At 61.2% G+C, this 20,275-nt stretch carries 21 protein-coding genes; 10 read left to right on the top strand and 11 right to left on the bottom strand.

Features of this window, described 5'->3' with window-relative positions; all coding sequences use genetic code 11:
• Positions 1-13: 13 nt before the first annotated feature.
• Positions 14-1,297: a DUF445 domain-containing protein gene (locus tag ACFRFQ_RS03155; RefSeq protein WP_378652957.1), complete on the bottom strand. Its 1,284-nt coding sequence runs from the start codon at positions 1,295-1,297 to the stop codon at positions 14-16.
• 136 nt (positions 1,298-1,433) lie between these two features.
• On the opposite strand from ACFRFQ_RS03155, the gene ACFRFQ_RS03150 reads away from it, so the two are divergent.
• Both ACFRFQ_RS03150 and ACFRFQ_RS03145 read left to right on the top strand, forming a co-directional pair.
• Positions 1,434-2,168 carry a TetR/AcrR family transcriptional regulator gene (locus tag ACFRFQ_RS03150; protein WP_378652955.1) on the top strand — a complete coding sequence of 245 codons (735 nt, stop codon included), beginning with the start codon at positions 1,434-1,436 and terminating at the stop codon, positions 2,166-2,168.
• 49 nt (positions 2,169-2,217) lie between these two features.
• A complete protein-coding gene (locus ACFRFQ_RS03145) occupies positions 2,218-3,072 on the top strand; it encodes a polyphosphate kinase 2 family protein (RefSeq protein WP_378652952.1) in 855 nt (284 codons plus the stop codon).
• A gap of 7 nt (positions 3,073-3,079) precedes the next feature.
• Here the strand turns inward: ACFRFQ_RS03145 and ACFRFQ_RS03140 are convergent, their stop codons facing one another.
• Positions 3,080-3,301, bottom strand: coding sequence for a hypothetical protein (locus ACFRFQ_RS03140; RefSeq protein WP_378652949.1), 222 nt, complete (start codon positions 3,299-3,301; stop codon positions 3,080-3,082).
• Between the two features lie 101 nt (positions 3,302-3,402).
• Here ACFRFQ_RS03140 and ACFRFQ_RS03135 point away from each other — a divergent pair, with 101 nt between their 5' ends.
• Positions 3,403-3,981, top strand: a complete 579-nt coding sequence (locus ACFRFQ_RS03135; protein ID WP_378652947.1) for a DUF2231 domain-containing protein — start codon at positions 3,403-3,405, stop codon at positions 3,979-3,981.
• Between the two features lie 29 nt (positions 3,982-4,010).
• On the opposite strand, the gene ACFRFQ_RS03130 is transcribed toward ACFRFQ_RS03135, so the two are convergent.
• The gene (locus tag ACFRFQ_RS03130) at positions 4,011-4,439 is read right to left on the bottom strand and encodes a DUF6292 family protein (protein WP_378652944.1); all 429 of its coding nucleotides are present in this window, start codon (positions 4,437-4,439) and stop codon (positions 4,011-4,013) included.
• 118 nt (positions 4,440-4,557) lie between these two features.
• Here ACFRFQ_RS03130 and ACFRFQ_RS03125 point away from each other — a divergent pair, with 118 nt between their 5' ends.
• On the top strand, positions 4,558-5,829 hold the full coding sequence (locus ACFRFQ_RS03125) for a glycosyltransferase (RefSeq protein ID WP_378652942.1): 1,272 nt from the start codon (positions 4,558-4,560) through the stop codon (positions 5,827-5,829).
• A 74-nt stretch (positions 5,830-5,903) separates the two neighbouring features.
• Here ACFRFQ_RS03125 and ACFRFQ_RS03120 read toward each other — a convergent pair whose 3' ends face one another.
• A complete protein-coding gene (locus ACFRFQ_RS03120) occupies positions 5,904-6,377 on the bottom strand; it encodes an STAS domain-containing protein (RefSeq protein WP_378652939.1) in 474 nt (157 codons plus the stop codon).
• Positions 6,378-6,821: 444 nt separating this feature from the next.
• On the opposite strand from ACFRFQ_RS03120, the gene ACFRFQ_RS03115 reads away from it, so the two are divergent.
• Entirely contained in the window at positions 6,822-7,253 is a 432-nt protein-coding gene (locus ACFRFQ_RS03115; RefSeq protein WP_378652937.1) for an ATP-binding protein, read from the top strand.
• Complete coding sequence (locus ACFRFQ_RS03110; RefSeq protein WP_378652935.1) at positions 7,250-8,062, top strand: SigB/SigF/SigG family RNA polymerase sigma factor; 813 nt, start codon at positions 7,250-7,252, stop codon at positions 8,060-8,062. Before ACFRFQ_RS03115 ends, ACFRFQ_RS03110 begins: the two co-directional genes overlap by 4 nt.
• A gap of 10 nt (positions 8,063-8,072) precedes the next feature.
• Here ACFRFQ_RS03110 and ACFRFQ_RS03105 read toward each other — a convergent pair whose 3' ends face one another.
• The 4 genes from ACFRFQ_RS03105 to aceA form a co-directional block, all read right to left on the bottom strand.
• Positions 8,073-9,113 carry an NAD(P)-dependent alcohol dehydrogenase gene (locus tag ACFRFQ_RS03105; protein WP_378652932.1) on the bottom strand — a complete coding sequence of 347 codons (1,041 nt, stop codon included), beginning with the start codon at positions 9,111-9,113 and terminating at the stop codon, positions 8,073-8,075.
• Positions 9,114-9,178: 65 nt separating this feature from the next.
• Entirely contained in the window at positions 9,179-11,485 is a 2,307-nt protein-coding gene (metE, locus tag ACFRFQ_RS03100; protein ID WP_378652930.1) for a 5-methyltetrahydropteroyltriglutamate--homocysteine S-methyltransferase, read from the bottom strand.
• A gap of 91 nt (positions 11,486-11,576) precedes the next feature.
• Positions 11,577-12,473 carry a 3-hydroxybutyryl-CoA dehydrogenase gene (locus ACFRFQ_RS03095; protein ID WP_138869815.1) on the bottom strand — a complete coding sequence of 299 codons (897 nt, stop codon included), beginning with the start codon at positions 12,471-12,473 and terminating at the stop codon, positions 11,577-11,579.
• Positions 12,474-12,650: 177 nt separating this feature from the next.
• Positions 12,651-13,940 carry an isocitrate lyase gene (aceA, locus tag ACFRFQ_RS03090; protein WP_003941533.1) on the bottom strand — a complete coding sequence of 430 codons (1,290 nt, stop codon included), beginning with the start codon at positions 13,938-13,940 and terminating at the stop codon, positions 12,651-12,653.
• A gap of 520 nt (positions 13,941-14,460) precedes the next feature.
• Here aceA and ACFRFQ_RS03085 point away from each other — a divergent pair.
• Together ACFRFQ_RS03085 and fmdA are read left to right on the top strand one after the other, a co-directional pair.
• The gene (locus ACFRFQ_RS03085) at positions 14,461-14,748 is read left to right on the top strand and encodes an FmdB family zinc ribbon protein (protein ID WP_378653525.1); all 288 of its coding nucleotides are present in this window, start codon (positions 14,461-14,463) and stop codon (positions 14,746-14,748) included.
• A 28-nt stretch (positions 14,749-14,776) separates the two neighbouring features.
• Positions 14,777-16,036, top strand: a complete 1,260-nt coding sequence (fmdA, locus tag ACFRFQ_RS03080; protein WP_378652928.1) for a formamidase — start codon at positions 14,777-14,779, stop codon at positions 16,034-16,036.
• Positions 16,037-16,061: 25 nt separating this feature from the next.
• On the opposite strand, the gene ACFRFQ_RS03075 is transcribed toward fmdA, so the two are convergent.
• The 3 genes from ACFRFQ_RS03075 to ACFRFQ_RS03065 all read right to left on the bottom strand — a co-directional run bounded on the left by ACFRFQ_RS03075 (position 16,062) and on the right by ACFRFQ_RS03065 (position 18,363).
• Positions 16,062-16,673 (bottom strand): hypothetical protein, encoded by a 612-nt coding sequence (locus ACFRFQ_RS03075; protein ID WP_378652926.1) that lies wholly within the window; start codon positions 16,671-16,673, stop codon positions 16,062-16,064.
• Positions 16,674-16,840: 167 nt separating this feature from the next.
• Positions 16,841-17,707 (bottom strand): hypothetical protein, encoded by an 867-nt coding sequence (locus ACFRFQ_RS03070; RefSeq protein WP_378652923.1) that lies wholly within the window; start codon positions 17,705-17,707, stop codon positions 16,841-16,843.
• Positions 17,708-17,721: 14 nt separating this feature from the next.
• Complete coding sequence (locus ACFRFQ_RS03065; protein ID WP_378652920.1) at positions 17,722-18,363, bottom strand: VWA domain-containing protein; 642 nt, start codon at positions 18,361-18,363, stop codon at positions 17,722-17,724.
• 139 nt (positions 18,364-18,502) lie between these two features.
• Between ACFRFQ_RS03065 and ramB the strand changes: the two genes are divergently transcribed.
• A complete protein-coding gene (gene ramB, locus ACFRFQ_RS03060) occupies positions 18,503-19,915 on the top strand; it encodes an acetate metabolism transcriptional regulator RamB (RefSeq protein WP_138869818.1) in 1,413 nt (470 codons plus the stop codon).
• Between the two features lie 42 nt (positions 19,916-19,957).
• Positions 19,958-20,275, top strand: a complete 318-nt coding sequence (locus ACFRFQ_RS03055) for a hypothetical protein (RefSeq protein ID WP_378652918.1) — start codon at positions 19,958-19,960, stop codon at positions 20,273-20,275.

Genomic DNA, 20,275 nt, shown 5'->3' with positions numbered 1-20,275 from the left:
CGAGGAGCCACTGCTAACCGAAAATCAGCGTCGACACGGTGTAGATGAACAGACCCGCTATCGCACCGACCACCGTGCCGTTGATGCGGATGAATTGGAGATCGCGACCGACCTGGAGCTCGATCTTCCGACTTGCTTCCTCGGCGTCCCAGCGCTCGACGGTGTCACTGATGACGCCGGTGATCTCGTCGGTGTAGTTCTCCGCGATGTACGTCGTGCCTGCGGCCAACCACCCGTCGACCTTGCCGCGCATCGACTCGTCGTCGCGCAGGCGGATGCCCAATCCGACGACGTTCTCGGCAACCTTGGTCCGCAGAGTGCTGTTGGGGTCGTCGACCGATTCCATGATCAGCCGCTTCGCGACCTTCCACGTCGCCGACGCGAGTCCGGTAACTTCCTCGCGCCCCATGATCTCGGCCTTGATGCCTTCGGCCTTCTTGATCGTCTCCGGATCGTTCTGCAGATCATCCGCAAAATCGATCAGGAAGCGATTGGCCGCGAGCCGCACCTCGTGCTCGGGATTTGCCCTGACCTTCCACGTGAACTCGACCAGTTCCTTGTAGATCTTCTCGCCGAGCATCGCATCGACAAATTTCGGAGACCACGCCGGCGAATCCCGGACGATCACCCGATCGATGGTCTCCTGACTTCCGAGTGCCCACTGATGGGCGCGTTCGGCCAGCAGTTCGATGATCGGCAGTTGCTTGTTTTCCTTCAGAAGCTCACCGAGCACCCGGCCGATCGGTGGGCCCCACATCGGCTCCGCCAAACGCTTGACGATCGTGTGGTCGATGACCTGCGCGATATCCTCGTCGCGCAGCACCTCGACCAGACCGCGCAGGATCGTCGACGTCTCCGCGGCAACACGCGCCGCATTGTCCCGCTCGGCCATCCACGTACCGAGTCGCAGCGGTATCTGCGCTTGCTTCACCTTCGCGGACACAACGTCGGGGGCCAGGAAGTTCTGACCGACAAACGAACTCAAACTAGCCCCGAGCTGGTCTTTCTTGCGTTTGATGATCGCGGTGTGCGGAATCGGTATCCCCATCGGATGGCGAAACAGTGCCGTGACGGCAAACCAGTCGGCCAACGCGCCGACCATGCCCGCCTCGGACGCCGCCCGCACGTACCCGACCCACTCGCCCGCTCCGCGGGATTCCTGCCATCGACAGAACAGATAGACGACCGTCGCGAAACCGAGGAGACCAGTCGCGAAGAACTTCATCTTGCGGAGGTCCCGACGCTTGGCATCGTCGCCGAAAGCCGAGTCGAAAGCGTTAACGCTCAATTGCTGCACCCTTGCCATTGTGCCGAAAGCTCGCCTCGGGCGCGTCGAAGCCGCAGGTGCGTGCCCACCGTAATTGCCCGGACACTAAGCTGAAACGGAATGAGACCGCTCGGACGTGGATCGCACCACAGATATGAGATACCCCGTGGCTAAGAACGCTGTGCAGGACAACGAGCAGGTAGACGGCCCAGTTGTCGCTGACACGAAGCCCGAGAAGTCCGACGGACGCAAACGGCGCTGGCGCGAGCACAAGATCGCCCGACGCGAAGAGCTTGTCGACGGCACCATCGCAGCGATCCGTGCGCGTGGCCGTGAAATCGGCATGGATGAGATCGCGTCCGAAATCGGAGTCTCCAAGACCGTTCTCTACCGCTACTTCACCGACAAGAGTGACCTGACGACTGCCACGATGATGCGGTACGTCGAGACAATTCTCGCGCCGCGCATCTATCAGGCCATCAGCGACGAACTCGACGATTTCGAACTGACACACGCCACGATCACCGCGTACGTCGAGACTGTGGCGTCGGACCCGGCGATCTACCTCTATGTCATGGCAAACGGAGCCGGCGCAAGTCGTGACGTCGTGGCCGACTCGGAGCGCATGATCGCCGAACTCTTGTCGACGGTGCTGGGCAATCGCCTGCGCGAGATGGAAATGGATTCCGGCGGATCGCTGCCGTGGGCGTACGGCATCGTCGGCGGCATCCAGTTGGCGACGCATTGGTGGATCTCCAACAAGTCGATGTCCGCCGAATCGTTGATCGACTACCTGACTATGATGACGTGGGGCGGAATCACCGGTATCGCCGCAGTCAAGGGTTCACCGGCCAAGTTCAAATCCATGCCGCATCCGCTGATCGCACCCGAGAACGACTGAGCCTGAAGTTCCCACGCACGCCACCTCGGCTGTGGCACAGTCTCCGGGTATGACAGACGACTCGCTGTGGGAAACACCGGCCGTGACCATCCTCCGATCAGAGCCTGGCTTCGATCTCGACGGTCTCGACCGCAACAGCACTCCGGGATTCACCGGGAAGAAGGCTGACGGCGAGCGTCTCCTCGAAGAACGCGGCGCCGTGCTGTCCGGCTTGCAGGAAATGTTGTACGCCAACGGACGTTCGGGCGACACGCGATCGGTCCTCCTCGTACTACAAGGAATGGACACCTCGGGCAAGGGTGGAATGGTGCGTCACGTCGTGGGGCACGTCGATCCTCAGGGCGTCGACCATGCGTCGTTCGGGGTTCCGACGGACGAGGAAAAGCAGCATCACTACCTGTGGCGGATCAAGAAGCAACTCCCCCGCGGCGGTTATCTCGGAGTGTTCGACCGCTCCCACTACGAGGAGGTCCTTGTGGTGCGTGTCCACGATCTTGTGCCGCCGGATGTGTGGGGAGCTCGGTACGACGAGATCAATCAGTTCGAGAAGGAACTCGTCGACGCCGGCACCACCATCGTCAAGGTCGCCATGTTCGTGTCATTGGACGAGCAGAAGAAGCGTCTCCAGGAGCGACTCGACCGGCCGGAGAAGTACTGGAAGTACAACCCGGGCGACGTGACCGAACGGAAACTGTGGCCCGCCTATCAAGAGGCCTATCAGGCGATGCTCGACAAGACGTCCACGGAGCACGCCCCGTGGTACGTCGTGCCGTGCGATCGCAAGTGGTACAGCCGCATCGCCGTCACCGAGCTGCTGATCGACGCGTTCGAGAACCTCGACCTGTCATGGCCGCCAGCCGATTTCGACGTCGAGATCGAGAAGGCTCGACTCGCCGAGTCCTGATACCGGCTCAGAACAGGTGCGGCGATTCGCGGTGCACCTTGTGATCGTGGCGGACGGTTCCGGCGTACAGGGCAACCGCAAGAACGATGCAGCCGACGCCTGTCAATCCGGCGATGATCGCCCACATACCGTTGCCCGATCCGGCGGCGACAAGGAATCCGCCCAGACAGACGACGGTGACCAGCACCAGGAAGTACGACGCCCACGCCGCAAAGAGATTGAGCTTCATGATGGCTCCTCGGGTCGGATCTCTTTCGATTCGACCGTACGCCGCAGGCCTGTGGTCTTTCAAGCGTGTTTCCCTGGCCGCACCTGGGGTAGCCGAATTACATGAATATCGGAAACCTTTTCCGCAGAATCGAATCCGCGGACCAACTGGACGGTCCGTCCACAGGTCTTCAGCGAAGAATTCTCGACGCTGCCTCACACTCGCCGACCACGCGCAAAGTCGCGTCGATCCTTCGCGGGTCACCGGTCGAGCACCCGCTGCATCCTGCACTGGTGGCCATCCCCATCGGAGCGTGGACGTCGTCTGTTGTGTTCGATTATGTTGCGCGAGAACCGAAAACAGTGCGCAACCTGATCCTGCTCGGACTGGTCTCGACACCGCCCGCCCTCATCACCGGCTGGCTCGATTGGTCTGAACGCAACACGATCGCGCGCCGCGTCGGGCTGGTTCACGCCGCGAGCAACGCGATAGGAATCGACGCTTTCCTGGTGTCGTACTTCTTGCGCAGCAACGATTCCCCGCCTCCTCCACTCGCGCGGTTGCTCTCCCTGGTCGGGTTGAGCGCAATAGGTGTCGGCGGCGCAATCGGCGGGCACATCGTGTTCCGGCTGATGGACGATTTCGACACGAAGGCTGCGGCAGCGCCGGTCCTCGATCCGGCGCTGAACGTAGTGAATTAGCGGATCCGAAGTTCAGTGCGCGTCAGTTTTCAATGCGCGTCGTGACCGTACTGGCGGAGCAGGCGCGCAGTACGATCCGAATCTGCCAGCGGACGATCGTTGGTCCACGACGCGCGTCGGCGCATCCGGGCATCGGGGGTACCGACGCTCGCTCCGAATGCTGCGACCGCGTCCGGAGCCGGAACTGCGTCGTCCCCTAGATAGCCGAGAACGATCAGATCCTCACCCGATCGGGTTTCCACTGCCAACGCCCAACCGCATGTCTCCTCCCACAGCAATGCAACTTCCCGGCCGGGAAAGCGTGGCACCTCTCGATCGAGGGCGATATACGCCTCCATCGGATGCTCACCCCGGCAGCACCATTGCTCGATTCCTGCGCCGACGCCCTCGGCCACCGACTGGATGTACCGCTGGAATCCGAGCCCCACATTCGCGTCGACAAGCACCTGTTCGGTCATCGATCCACTCCTCACCTTGCGTGCTTGAAATGTGCCCATCCCGGGGCGCAGCGAAACCCGGTTCAGATCATGCGCTGCGGGTATCCGAAGACGAAACAGTCAACCGAGAGGTGCCCAGATGACTTATTCGCCCGCCATCGCACCCGGACGAATGCTCAATATCTCCATGGTGTCGGTCAACGCGGACCCACTGGCTCAAGTGGGCAATTCCGTTGCCGGACGCCAGCATCTGCACGTCGACGAACTGTCATCGGCGCTCGTTCGCGCGGGCCATGACGTAACCGTATACACGCGGCGGCAGAGTGCACACGGTCCCGACCGTGTTCGCGCGCGTGGCGGTTACACCGTCGTGTATGCCGAAGCCGGTCCGCAGCATGCGCTGAGCGACAAGGAACTGCTGCAGTATCTCGGCGAGTTCGGCGGCGAACTACGCAATCTGTGGACTCTGGATCGACCGGACGTTGTACACGCTCATTTTTGGATGTCGGGTATCGCGACGGAATTGGCAACGCGGATCCTCGGCATTCCGGTTTTGCAAACATTCCATTCACTCGGTATCACGGAGCGGCGCCATCTCGGTTTGTCCGACGAAAACCCCTCGGAGCGTTCCCATCTGGAGCAGTTGGTCGCCAAAGGTGCAACGCATGTCATCGCGACGAGTTCCGACGAGGTATTCGATCTTGTCCGACTCGGCTCGCCTCGCTCGCGGACAACCATGGTTCCGTCCGGCGTCGACATCGACCACTTCACCCCCGAGGGGCCGCGGGCAAAACGAAACGCACCGCACCGATTGTTGTGCGTCGGAAGGTTGGTAGAGCAGAAGGGATTCGACATCGCCGTTGCTGCTCTGGCGTCGTTGCCCGATACCGAGTTGGTAGTGGCAGGTGGCCCGCCGTCGTCAGGTCTGCCGACCGACGAGGTCGCAACGCAGTTGCAGAAACTCGCTGAACGACTGGGCGTCGAGGATCGGGTGAAACTTCTCGGCCGCGTTCCGCATCATGCGCTACCGAAATTGATGCGGTCGGCGGATGCACTTCTCTGCACGGCCCGCTACGAACCGTTCGGCATAGTCGCACTCGAGGCTATGGCCTGCGGGGTTCCCGTTGTCGCAACCCCGGTCGGCGGACTGCGAGACACCGTGGTCGACGGGCTGACCGGACACCGCGTTCCGGTCGACAATCCCAAGCAGACCGCGAGGGTTGTGCGGCATTTGCTCGACAACGCCGAGGAAGGCGCTCTGTTCTCCCGCGCGGGCCGGGCCCGGATGTGCGAATCGTACTCGTGGGAACACGTCGCGGGCGAAGTGGTGCGGACCTATGGTCGCTGCGTTACCGCGCCGCCCCGTGCTCGGGCGCACAGAGTCGCTCACCGAAGCGAAGTAGCTCGGTGAGCGACCCGATACTCCTTACTGTGAATAGCTTGAATGACTGTGAATAGCTTGAATGCTGTGCGACTCGGCGCCTTTCAGGCAAGGAAGCGTTTGGTTTCGCCCAAGCCGACTGCGTGCTCCAACGAGGTGTAGCAGTCGAACATGGATTCCTGGCCGGCAGCTTTGAGGAGACGCTGAACCGGTCGACCACAGATCAAGGCAAGGGCACCGCCGGCATCGCGGGTGAGCGTGGCGAGGATCGACAACGACGACAACCCGCACATACCCATGAATTCGAGATCCGACATGTCGACAACCAGGGTCCGATCCGGCGCAACCTGGGTGGACAGATAATCGCGGAATGTGTTGACGCTCAACAAGTCGATTTCGCCGTGAACGGATACCACGACCGTACTGGCACTGACCTTGTGCGCACGAAATGAGGCGGTGGACGTCGCCGATGGCGGCGGACCGTAGTCGAGCGAACCTCTACCTGCATAGGAGAAGCCTGGTTTCGGCTTCCCAGAAACAGGTGATCCTGGAACAGATGATTTTGGAACAACAGTCATGGTTCTCCCATCCCGCAACGGCATACACTGTGCAAAGAAACGGGGGACATCCATCAGGGGCGCACGCGATATCGGGCCCATTATCAATGGATTATCCCTCATCGGCTGTGTGCTCAACCTCGGTTGGAACAGTACCCCGAGATGACGGCCGTCACAACCGCAGTTCGAGCGTTCGGTTCGGTCGCGGAGCACGAACTGGTGGCCGAGATTCTGCACCGCGGTGGCGTGAACTGCGACAACCCCTGGTTGAACTGCCACAAACCTCTGGTTTGGATTGCCCCAAACCTTTGGTTTGAAGTGGACCGATAAGAGGTAATCCCCATAAAGCGTCTGCGCACCGGCGTAGATATTTTCTGTATAGGGGTGTCTGTGATCGTATCGGTCGGTATGGTTCACCGCACCAGCGTCCGGGGCCGGCACCTGGTACGACGATCCGGAGAACTCATGCAACATCTCAGCGCAATCGAACCCGATCAGGATCGCACTCAACCCGTAGTCGAGTTGAGAATCCGGGCAACCCTTGACCAATTGTCGATATTGCGGGCGCTCGCTGCGACCGTCGCAATTCAAGAGAACTTCGATCTCGACTCTATCGCCGACATCAGGCTGGCCATGGATGAGATCTGTACGCATCTCATCGTCCGAGCTCTCCCCGATTCTGTGCTGGTGTGCCGATTTGTCTATGTGGCGTCCCAGCTACATATTTCGGTCTCGACCACGACAGCTGTGTCCGACGGAGCTGACCAGCGATCCTTCGGATGGCACGTCCTGACCGCTCTCACCGACTCGATTTCCCTCGATCAAGAAGAAGATCCGAATGGTGCCGGGTACATCACGACTATGAAGTTCACCAAAGCTGACGGCAGGCGCCAGTGACATCGTCCGCTCATGGGACATCGCCCGAGCATGGCCCACCGCGGCCGCGTCGTCGGTCTACAGACGAGTATCGAGACGTCATAGAAGTTTTCGAGAAGCTGAGCACCCTCGATCGGTCGGGAACCGAGTACGAACGAGTGCGAGCGGCACTCATCACGCGCTGCCTGCCGTTGGCCGAGCACATCGCCCGGCGATTCGACGGCCGCGGCGAAGCACACGACGACCTTGTTCAAGTCGCACGGCTCGGCCTGGTCAACGCGGTCGACCGGTTCGATGTCAGTCGGGGATCCGATTTCGTATCGTTTGCCGTCCCCACGGTCATGGGCGAAGTACGTCGACACTTCCGAGACACCGGTTGGGCAGTCCGCGTTCCTCGCCGCATGAAGGAACTGCACTTCCAACTCGGCCAGGCGATCAGCGAACTGTCACAGCAGTTGGGGCACGCTCCCACCGTTGACGAACTTGCGGCGACACTGGGCGTCGAACGTGAAGAAGTGGCCCAGGCGCTCATCGCCGGAAACGCCTATCAGACTGTGTCGGTCGACGGTGCGGCATCCAATCACACCGACGACCTTCCTCTGGTGGAGACACTGGGTGATTACGACGCCGCCCTCGAAAATGTCGAGAATCACGAGGCTCTGCGTCCGCTGCTCGAGAAGTTGCCGGACCGCGAGAGGACCGTGTTGATGCTGCGGTTCTTCGGCAATCTCACACAGACGCAGATCGCCGAAAAAGTCGGGGTATCGCAGATGCATGTGTCGCGGTTGCTCGCGAAGACCCTCAGCAGCCTTCGCGAGCAACTCGACTGACGAGCAGTGTTCAGATCGTGGCCGTGTCGATGACAAATCGGTAGCGAACGTCGCTTGCGACCACGCGGTCGTAAGCGGCGTTGATGTCACTTGCTGGAATGAGTTCGATTTCGGCCCCGATGCCGTGTTCGGCGCAGAAGTTCAGCATCTCCTGCGTCTGCGGAATGCCGCCGACCATGCTGCCGGCCAAGCTACGACGGTTCGCGGCCAGGGAGAACGCGCGCACCTCGATCGGCTTCTCGGGCAATCCCAATTCGACCAGGGTTCCGTTGAGTGCAAGCAAAGACATGTACGCATCGATGTCGAGATTGACCGACACGGTGTTGAGGATCAGGTCGAACTGTCCGCGCAGTGCCTTGAACGTCGCGGGATCCTTGGTGGCGTAGTAGTGATCCGCACCGAAACGCAGACCGTCGTCCTGCTTGCTCAGTGATTGACTCAGGACCGTGACCTCGGCGCCCATCGCTTTGGCGATCTTCACACCGACGTGGCCGAGACCACCGAAGCCGATGATCGCAACCTTCGTGCCCGGCCCGGTTTTCCAATGCCGCAGTGGCGAGTACAACGTGATGCCGGCGCACAGAAGCGGCGCCGCGGCGTCGAGTTCGATACCGTCGGGAATCGACAGAACGAAGTGCTCGGTGACGACGATGTGCGTCGAGTACCCGCCCTGAGTGCGCTCGCCGTCGCGGCCGGTGGCGTTGTACGTACCGGTCACACCCTTGCGGCAGTACTGCTCTTCCCCGGCGACGCAGGCATCGCATTCCCCGCACGAGTCGACAAAACAGCCGACGCCGACGCGGTCACCGACCTTGTGCTTGGTGACTTCGGAACCCACGGCGGCGACGACGCCGGCGATTTCGTGTCCGGGAACGATCGGGTATTTGGCTCCGCCCCACTCGTTTCGGGCGGTGTGGATGTCGGAGTGGCAGATTCCGGCAAACTTGATGTCGATGAGAATGTCGAGTGGACCGAGCTCGCGTCGTTCGATGGTGGTCTTCTCGAGGGGGCCGTCAGCGGACGTCGCGGCATAGGCAGCAGCAGTAACCATGAGTACATGCCTACTCGCGCAAGAAGGGACCTGCAAATTGCAGGTCCCTCCTTGTACCGATTTGTCTAGTTACCGGTATCCTGAGCGTTCTCGGCCCGGCGACGCAGTCGTCTCGCCGCGGCAACCAAGTTGCGCAGTGACGGCTCCAGCTGCCACGGATGGCGAGTCTTGAGCCCGCCGTCCGGGTTTGCCCACAAGCGATCGAGAGAAATCGATTCGCTTGCCTCCGTGAGCAATTCGTCGAGTTCGTCGATATCCGGGATTCTCGCCGAACGGGACTCGTACACACCGGGGCCGACGCCGTGCGTGAGCGCGCCTTCCTTCAATGCATCGAGCACCCACGTGATGGAGCGGGTCGCGACGATAGCCGTCACATCGGCGTCCAACCGTTCGATGGCGTCGACCACCGACGACCGAGCGGAGTACGTCAGATGTGTGTGGATCTGTGTTTCCGGCTTCGCTCCACCTGTTGCCAGACGGAACGCGTCGACGGCCCACTCCAGGTAGGCCTCCCGGCCGTCCTCACGTAGCGGCAGCAGTTCACGAATTGCCGGTTCGTCCACCTGGATGATGGCGATGCCGGCCGCTTCGAGATCTGCAATTTCGTCCCGAATGACAAGGGCCAGTTGCTCTGCCGTTTCGTAGAGCGGCTGATCCTGACGGACGAAAGAACGGGCGATCATGGTGACCGGTCCGGTGAGCATGCCCTTGACCGGCTTGTCGGTCAGCGACTGCGCGTACGCAATCCACTCGACCGTCATCGGCTTCGGACGCGCGATGTCTCCGTAGAGAATCGGCGGACGCGTACAACGGGATCCATATGCCTGAACCCAACCGTTGTGCGTGAAGGCATACCCTTCGAGCAGTTCGGCGAAGTACTGGATCATGTCGTTGCGCTCGTGCTCACCGTGCACGAGAACATCGAGTCCGATGTCCTCCTGCAGGCGGATGGTGCGTTCGATCTCTTCCTGGATGCGCTTGTAGTAGTCGTCCCAGGCCAACCGGCCTTCACCGAGTTCGTAACGCGCCTGGCGGATTTCGTTGGTCTGCGGGAACGAGCCCAATGTCTGAGCCGGCACCAACGGCAGGTTCAATCGTTCCTGCTGCACCTTGCGACGCTCTTCGTACGGCGCGCGAACACGATCTTCGGGCTTGACGGCGTTGACCCGAGCTCGCACCGCGTGCTTGAGCTTGAAGTGCACCTTCGTCGGGCGCTTGCGCCACTTGTCCGACGGGCCTTCGGTGAGCGCCTTCGCGAGTGAGACGACCTCGCCGACCTTCTGCTTGGCAAAGGCCAGACGATCAGCGACGTCACCCGGAATGTCGTACTCGGAGAGCACGTCGTACGGCACGTGCAGCAGTGAAGACGACGTGGAGACAACAAGATCCGGAACGACGTCCTTGAGCTCGTTGAGGTACGTCAAGGTGTTGAAACGATCGACTCGCCAGACGTTCCGGCCGTCGACCACACCGGCGTAGATGCGCTTGCGCTTGATGTGGGGAACCGCAGCCAGTTCTTCGGCCGTGATTCGGCCGTGCACGAGGTCAAGTCCGAATGCCTCGATCTTGGTGGCAGCCAGAATGTTCAGAGCCTCGCCGAATTTGCCGTACGGTCCCGTGACCAGCAGACGCGGGCGCAGCGGCGCCGTGGACAGCTTCTCGTACGCACGCTTGAGTGCATCAAGTTCTTCTGCCGAGCGATCCTCCGTCACCGAAGGCTCGTCCAGCTGAACGCACGTTGCGCCGGCCTTGGCCAACTGCTCGAACAGCTTCTCGTACACGGGAAGTAGATCGTCGAGCCGGTCGAGCGGTGTGAACTCGGCGTCAACCGCTTCGGTTGCCGGGCCCACCTTCGAGAGCAGAAGCAACGACACCGGTCCCATGATCACGGGACGCAGTTCGATGCCTCGTTCCTTGGCACGCTCGAATTCGTCGAGCAGTGCCTCCGAGTTGAGTGAGAACTCCGTCGCGGCGTCGATCTCGGGCTGACGGTAGTAGTAGTTGGTGCCGAAGAACCGAACCAACTCGAGGGGCGGGAAATCGGGACGTCCACGCGCCATCGTGAAGTAGAAATCAAGTGGGTCCAAAGCGCTTTCGAGCGGCTTGAAGCGCTCGGGGACGGCGCCGAACAGCAAGGCGTTGTCGAGAACGTGATCGTAGAACGAGAAGGTATTGCCGGGAACCTGGCTCAATCCCGTTGCAGCCAATTCGCTCCAGGTCGATTCCTGAAGTTCCTTGGCGACCGCGAGAAGTGCATCCTTGTCGGAATTGCCGTGCCAGTAGGACTCGAGGGCACGCTTGAGCTCCCGCCGCGGACCGATGCGCGGGTACCCCAGGACGCTGGAGCCGAATGCTGCAGTGCTGCTGGACATGCGGTCGACCTTTCTAACCGAGGGGCGCAAGCGCCCTGTGCGCCTTCGTGGTAGCCGTAACTACCGACAAAGGCGCACAGAGCCATTGGCCTTAGCTTGCCTGCTTGGCGGAACGACCGTTGTCGGTGTACTCGTAGAACCCTGCGCCGGACTTCTTACCCGTCAGACCTGCCTCGACCATACGGAGGAGCAGCGGCGGAGCGGAGTACAGCGGCTCCTTGAACTCTTCGTACATGGAGTCGGCGATGGACTTGACGGTATCGAGTCCGACCAGGTCCGTCAGAGCCAGCGGACCCATGGGGTGCGCGAGGCCGAGAACCGTTGCCTTGTCGATGTCTTCCTTCGTGGCGAAGCCGGACTCGACCATGCGGATGGCGGAGAGCAGGTACGGCACCAGGAGTGCGTTGACGACGAAGCCGGAGCGGTCGGCGCTGCGGACAACCTGCTTGCCGAGAATGTCACTGGCAAAAGCCTCGGCGCGCTGACTCACGGTGGAACTCGTCTTGAGCGTCGTCACCAATTCGACGAGCGGCAGAACCGGAACCGGGTTGAAGAAGTGCATACCGATGACGCGCTCGGGACGCTTGGTCGAGATACCGAGCTTCATGATCGGGATCGACGACGTGTTGGATGCGAGAACCGCATCCGGATCCGTCACGACCGCGTCGAGCTCGGCGAAGATTTCGCTCTTGATCTTCTCGTCTTCGACGACGGCCTCCACGACGAGCTGGCGGTCCGCGAAATCTCCCAGATCGGAGGTGAAACGCAGACGCCATGCGGCCTGCTCACGCTCACGTTCTGTGATCTTTCCGCTGCTCACGCCGCGGTCGAGCGAACGCAGGATGCGTGAACGCCCGGCTGCTGCAAGCTCGCGAGTCTGCTCGAAGACCAGAACATCGACATGTGCGCGGGCGCACACCTCGGCGATTCCGGCACCCATGATTCCGGCGCCGATAACGCCGACGCGCTGAATTTTTTCGCTGGTCACGTCAGCTCCTTGTTTGTCTCGTGGAGTGTGTCTGGTGAAGGTGTTGCATAACAAGCACTTCGAACCGCGTCGACGCTGGTGGCCGACGCAATCGGAACTGCCTTGAAGACGAAAGGTCGTGATAAAAAGCAGGGGAGAGACCCGAAGCCGAGCCTCTCCCCCACCCGATGTCAGTTCTTAGTGGAACTGTCCCTCTTCGGTGGAGCCCTTGAGAGCTGCCGTCGAGGTGTTGGGGTCAACGGTGGTGGCGATGGTGTCGAAGTAGCCGGCGCCAACCTCACGCTGGTGCTTGATGGCGGTGAAGCCGCGCTCTTCGGCAGCCTTGAACTCGCGCTCCTGCAGGTCGACGAATGCCGTCATGCCTTCGCGGGCGTAGCCGTAGGCCAGGTCGAACATGCCGTAGTTGAGCGAGTGGAAGCCGGCCAGCGTGATGAACTGGAACTTGAAGCCCATTGCGCCGAGTTCCTTCTGGAACTTCGCGATGGTCGCGTCGTCCAGGTGTGCCTTCCAGTTGAAGGACGGGGAGCAGTTGTAGGCCAGGAGCTGGTCCGGGAATTCGCTGCGAACGGACTCGGCGAACTTCTTTGCAACCTCGAGGTCCGGCACGCCGGTCTCCATCCAGATGAGGTCTGCGTACGGTGCGTAAGCCTTGGCGCGAGCGATGCAGGGCTCGATGCCGTTCTTGACGCCGTAGAAGCCTTCAGCCGTGCGGGTTCCGTCGAGGAACGGGCGGTCACGCTCGTCCACGTCGGAGGTGATGAGGGTTGCAGCCTCGGCGTCGGTGCGGGCGATGATGACGGACGGAACGTCCGCGACATCGGAAGCCAAGCGAGCCGAGGTCAGGGTGCGGATGTGCTGCTGCGTGGGGATGAGCACCTTGCCGCCGAGGTGGCCGCACTTCTTCTCCGAAGCGAGCTGATCCTCCCAGTGGACACCGGCAGCGCCGGCGCCGATCATGGCCTTCTGCAGCTCGTATGCGTTGAGAGCGCCACCGAAGCCGGCTTCGGCGTCGGCAACGATCGGTGCGAGCCAGTTGCTGACGGAGGTGTCACCCTCCGTCTTGGCGATCTCGTCGGCGCGCAGCAGTGCGTTGTTGATGCGACGGACGACGGTCGGCACCGAGTTGGCCGGGTAGAGGCTCTGGTCCGGGTACGTGTGGCCCGAGAGGTTAGCGTCGCCGGCAACCTGCCAGCCGGAGAGGTAGATGGCCTTGAGGCCGGCGCGAACCTGCTGCACAGCCATGTTGCCGGTAAGTGCACCGAGGGAGTTGATGTAGTCCTCGTTGTTCACGAGATCCCAGAGGATCTCGGATCCGCGACGAGCGAGGGTCTGCTCCTCGACGACGGTGCCCTGGAGCTTGACGACCTGATCGGCCGTGTAGTTACGAGTTACGCCCTTCCAGCGGGGGTTGGTGTCCCAATCCTGCTGAAGCTCTGCTGCGGTCTTCGGGGTGCCGGTGGTCGACATCAAGACTCCATCTCTTAGATCTACTGGTCCGGCCCGTTGTGAGCAGTACATGAGCGGTACGTCCGTACTGCTTCACATCCTTGCCAGGCCCTTTTTGTGTACTCATCGAGAATGACACATCGAAAAAGTGCCGTCTACCTGTTGCTAATGCCAATCTTCGCTATCTTTTCAACACACTTTGCTAAGCCTGTGAAGATCCAGTGAGGCTCAAACCTCGCCAATCGGGCAGGTTTCCTACTGGCCAGTAGCAAGAAACTGCAGGCTGTGAACGAAATGCACACAACCTCCTGCGGCGATGCGAGCACCCCGCCGACTAGCAACTCCAGCATCACTCCCAGCAACATTTTCGGGCTCGGAGTGACCGCAATCACGTGGATTTCATGGATTCACCGTTCTGGGCGGGATTTTTTGCACACAAGTTGCCTCGATACCCGGATTCCAGCGCGATTTCACAGTCTTGTGTGCACGCAGGCTCGTCGTTCCGCTGCCGCCGACGCCAACCTCCACTAGCGTGACGCCCATGCCCCTGTACGAGTTTCGCTGCACCGGCTGCGGACCGCTCGAGCGGTCGTTTGCGATGGCCGAGGTCCCCACGTCAATTGTGTGTCCTCAATGCTCCGGCGATTCCCGACGCGTGATGTCCACGCCGAGATTGAGCCACGCATCCTCTGCCGCCATGGGACTCCTGGATGCCACGGCACGATCCGCCCATGAGCCGGCAGTAGTAAGTGGTTCACTACCGGGTGCCCGCCGATCCGCCACCCCGACCACGTCTAATCCTTTGCACCGCAAGCTACCTCGCCCCTGAATGTCCCACCCGATGATGAGGAGTTCACATGCCGGAGTTGCTGTTCCCCCTCGATTCCACCAAGAAGTTCACCGAGCAGGCCATTGTCGGCCATAACCGCTGGCACCCGGATATTCCGGCCGCGGTCACAGTGAAGCCGGGCGACGCGTTCCGTGTTCACTGCCGCGAGTGGTTCGACGGCGCCATTCACAACGACGATTCCGCGGACGACATTCTCAACGCGCCACTCACCACCGTGCACACACTTTCCGGCCCTTTCGCCCTGGAAGGGGCAAAGCCCGGCGACCTCTTGATCGTCGACATTCTCGACATCGGCCCTATCCCCCAAGAAGATTCGGGTCCGTTGGCCGGCCAGGGCTGGGGGTACACCGGCATCTTCCCGCGCAACAACGGCGGCGGATTCCTCACCGAGCAGTTCCCCGACGCATACAAAGCGGTGTGGGATTTCTCGGGGCAAACCGCGACGTCGCGCCACATCCCGCACGTGTCGTTCACCGGAATAGTGCACCCGGGCCTCATGGGCACTGCGCCGTCGGCCGCCCTGCTCTCGAAGTGGAACGCCCGCGAAAGCGCACTGATTGCCACTGATCCCAATCGAGTTCCCCCACTGGCACTTCCGCCCGAGCCCCGGGACGCCGTACTCGGAACACTCACCGGCGACGACTACACCCGCGTTGCCGGCGAAGCTGCCCGCACTGCTCCCCCGCGTGAGAACGGCGGCAACCAGGACATCAAGAACCTGACAAAGGGCAGCCGAATCTTCTACCCCGTATTTGTCGACGGCGCGAACCTGTCCGTCGGAGACCTGCACTTCTCCCAGGGCGACGGTGAGATCACCTTCTGCGGCGCCATCGAGATGGGCGGCTTCATCGATCTGCGCGTCGACATCATCAAAGGCGGCATGGACACCTACGGGGTGTCCGAGAATGCGATCTTCATGCCGGGCAACACAGACCCGCAGTATTCCGAGTGGCTGGCGTTCTCGGGCACATCCGTGACGCTGGACGGTGAGCAGAAGTATCTGGACTCCCACCTGTCCTACCAGCGTGCGTGTCTGCACGCGATCGAGTACCTCACGAAGTTCGGCTACGCCCCGGAGCAGGCGTATCTGCTTCTCGGCGCCGCACCGATCGAAGGCAGACTCTCCGGCGTCGTGGATATTCCGAACTCCTGCTCGACGGTGTATCTCCCGACCGCGATCTTCGACTTCCCGCTTGCTCCGTCTGCGAGCGGGCCATTCCAGATCGATCCGGGTATGGGCGCTCCGCGTTCGGAGAACAAAGGCTGACCAGCAGGGCGATAGGGTTGCGTCCTCAACTCCAGCCCACAGGATTACCGACTTCGACCGCCGCAGTGAACAATGCACGCAAGGACACAAGCGCAAACACATGGTCCCCGACTCGAACATCTCTTCGCTGCAACGCTATTCGATCAGGCACATCCCCGTCAGGTAGCCGCCTGAACGGCAGAGGCACAACCGTTTCGCCTGGGCCGGAAGATCTGTTGTCGATCCGGACCAGGCGATATTTCGTGCCCGTCGGCTCCTGACTGAATTCGTAGGCCTCGAACAGCAACTCGCCACTCTGCCAGACACGAACTGGGGCCGGCATATCGTCGATAACCGCGGTGACATCGATCCATCGCAACCGCTCGCCCTGATACCAGGTGTCGGGTTCGAGAATCGTCTCGAGCACTTCCCCTGTGTCTGCATTTACTAGTTGAACTGCGGGCAAACAGCTCTCGGCCAGCTCATCCAATTCGACCAGCGCATCTGCACAGTGCTCTACCGGAACAGCACCACCGTTGCCTACTCGAACGATGCTGCTGACCAGGGTGGGGAATCTTGATCGGCCAGCCGCAATCAGGACAAATTCCAACCACCGCACCGTCGACCAGTTTCCGATCCGCTCGGCTACCAGCTCCATTTCCTCATGCTCGCAAGCCGTTCCACGCCAATCCCAAAAGGCTTGGTAATCGACAGGGTTGACCACGTCCCAATATCCCTCCCCAGAATTGAAGTAGACCGGCACGGGCGGCGGCACAGTCCGCCCCTCACGCCAACAGTTGCACGAAACAAACGCGTCGAGCCCCATCAGCCGTCACCGCCCTCGATACGCTCTGAAGTCCACTGCACCGGTTGACCGAGACGAACGGCCGTTGTGAATACCCTGTCGAGGACGTCGATATGCCCGCCGAACAGCGACTCGAACGGGATGGCATCCGGCACACTTCGAAGATGCTCCGGCGGGTCCGCTGGTGACAAGGCGCCGGGACCGCGGAGGACGCACGGCGTGGCGATCGCCGGTACCCCATAGGTGAGTCTCACGTTTGTGCCGCCATCTTGTCGGAGAGTTTCTTCACGCACCGTTACCTCGAGCGGCTTCTGGTCGGGATGAACTACGGCAAACGGGCCCGTGCGGAGCCGAGCGTGTTCGCGCAGCTGTGGAATCTGCTGCTCGTCGTCAATGTCGACAAGACCGTAAGCACCGGTTTGTGAAGTATCCGGCAATACCAACTGCAGGAAGTGATGAGACGCGAAGCATGTTGCTGATGCGCCGTCATCAGATCGGCGCTCGACAGCGAAAGCTCGGTAGTCACTGTACGAGGCAGAATCTCTTCCTGCAGAATGGATTGCAACGCTGCAGTAACGCCGACTACGCGCAATCACCCTGCCCGTTCCGGCATCTACAAGACTCGACACCTCAACATCCGAGAGGTGCCCGGACTGCAATTGATGCAACTCGTCGAGCGCTCTCGAGCAGTCCTCCGGCGAGGTACTCGAATACTGACCGCGATTGACGTACCTATCGGGTTCGCCACGCCGATAGAGGTGTGTGATCAGGTACCGGCAACTGGTCCGATACCGGTCGACCAATTCGCCGACCAGGTCGTCAATTCCCGCTTCTGGTCGCTCGACATCCACCGCAACAACTTCGTCACCGACCAAGGCATGCAGCATGGGTATGCGATCCCCTACTTCTTCGTCGCTTCGCGATCGGCATCCGAGAAACCCGCAACCGGCGGAGAGAAAGCGGGTGCGCTGCGCTTGCGGCTGGCGTAGTCGGACGTCGCCTTGAACACCGCGTCGACACCGGTCGACGACGCCGCGTACGTGATGGACTTGTCCGGACTGAATCCGATACGCGAACCTACGGATACGGCATCGATGTTGGCGCCCAGAAACAGGTAGTCCCAGCCGTACTCCGATTCCTGCCGCGAAATTACTTCCTTGACCGACGTCAGATTCCAATCCTGACTCTGGTTCTCCTCGCCGTCGGTGATAACAACGACGATCACCGTTCCGGGGCGATCGCTCTCGTCCAGTGCTGCAAGTTCCTCACCCATTTCGGTGGTGAGCCGGCCGATGCCGTCGAGCAGCGCAGTCCCACCGCGCGGACGCAGGTCCAGAGCTGGCACCTCCGCGACGGGGATATTGGTGTACACGCGCTCGTAGGTGGTGTCGAACTGGGCCAGCGTGACTACCGCAGCGCCGGCTCGAGTGCGCTGCTCGGCGATGAACGCATTGAAGCCGCCCTCGGTATCCGACTTGATGGAATGCATGGAACCCGAACGATCGAGCAGAACTGCGATGAGGGTGAGATCAGGGTTGGTCATTTCTGCTCCTGGCTACGAGGACGAAGAACACCGACCTTGTGGTCTTCTTCAGTGTGGCAGCGGCCACCGACACACTTGAGGGAGTTAAGTCTGCAAACACAAGTTTGCGAACTACTGATACCCCTCGTATCCTGGCTGAATGTCGAAAACCTTTGTCGGTGTCCGGCTCCGCCAACTACGCACCGAGCGTGGGCTGAGCCAAGCGTCGTTGGCAAAGACGCTTGAAATCTCGGCAAGTTACCTCAACCAGATCGAGCATGACGTCCGCCCGCTGACTGTGCCCGTCCTGCTGCGGATCAGTGAGGTGTTCGGTGTCGACACCACCTTCTTCTCGTCGCAGGACGACACCCGTCTGATCGCCGAAATGCGCGAGGTGGCTCTCGACCAGGAAATGGGTATCGACGCCGACGCGCATGAGATCGCCGAGATGGTGTCGAGCCATCCGGGGTTGGCAAAGGCGATGGTCAACATGCACCGCCGCTTCCGCAACACCACGGCGCAGTTGGCCGCAGCCACCGAGGATCGCTTTTCGGACGGCAGTGGCAGTGGTTCCATCACGATGCCGCACGAGGAAGTGCGCGACTACTTCTATCAACGGCAGAACTACATCCACGACCTCGATACCGCTGCGGAAGAGTTGACGTCACGCCTGCGTTTCCACCGCGGCGACATCGCAGGCGAAATTGCCCGCCGTCTGGAAACGATCCACGACGTGCAGATTGTTCGCCGAATCGACCTCGGCGAGAACATCCTGCATCGGTACGACCCCGAGAACCGGGTCCTCGAAATCTCGTCGCACCTCTCCGGCGGTCAGCAGGTATTCAAGTTCGCCACCGAACTGGCCTACCTCGAACACAACGACCTGCTCGACTCTCTCGTCGCGGAAGGCAACTTCACCAGCGAGGAATCGGTATCGCTGGCTCGCCTCGGCCTGGCCAACTACTTCGCCGCGGCCACTGTCCTCCCTTACGGGCAGTTTCACGACGTCGCGGAGGATTTCCGCTACGACATCGAGCGCATGTCGGCGTTCTACTCCGCCAGCTACGAAACGATCTGCCATCGGCTGTCGACGTTGCAGAGACCGAAACTGCGCGGCGTCCCGTTCATGTTCGTGCGTGTCGACCGCGCGGGAAACATGTCGAAGCGTCAGTCCGCCACTGGCTTTCACTTCTCCACCAGTGGCGGCACCTGCCCCCTGTGGAATGTGTACGAAACCTTCTCCTACCCGGGCAAGATCATGCCGCAGATCGCCCAGATGCCCGACGGCAGACGCTACCTATGGGTGGCGCGCACAGTCGAGCGTCGGGCCGCGAGGTACGGCCAGCCACAGAAGATCTTTGCCATCGGGCTGGGCTGCGAAATCCGCCACGCTCATCGACTTGTCTACGGCGACGGTTTGGACTTGGACGAGTCCAATCCCGGCACACCGATCGGCTCGGGTTGCCGAGTGTGTGAACGCTTGAACTGCCCTCAGCGCGCCTTCCCTCCGTTGGGAAAGGCCTTGGATATCAGCGAGCATCGAAGCTCGATCTCGCCGTATGTAATTCGCTAACCAGAAGTATTTCCGCACCATCTCATCTGTACGCTCGAGGGCATGGGGTGGGACTTGTTACTGCTGTTCGCCATGATCGGCCCGTTGGCGCTGCTCGGGTGGGCGGCTGTTCGGGCGAAGCACCGCGGGCTTGGCGGGTCGTTCGTCGGGCCGTTTCAGGAGATGTTCGATCCCGGCGCGGCACGAGCACAGATCGTCATCGAGCAGATCGCGGAACTGCCGGATCCAGCAGGCTCCGGCGACCCGGACAACGACGACGATATGCCGTATACAGTGGTACACAAAGGTGTTCGGCTCCACATCGACCGCGACAAGGCGCGGCAGCGCAGAGATGACGGAACCACCAACCAAGCTGGGTGA

The sequence above is a fragment of the Rhodococcus sp. NPDC056743 genome, assembly GCF_042790355.1.
Classification (GTDB): Bacteria; Actinomycetota; Actinomycetes; order Mycobacteriales; family Mycobacteriaceae; genus Rhodococcus_F.
This window is presented reverse-complemented; position numbering and strand designations above follow the sequence as displayed.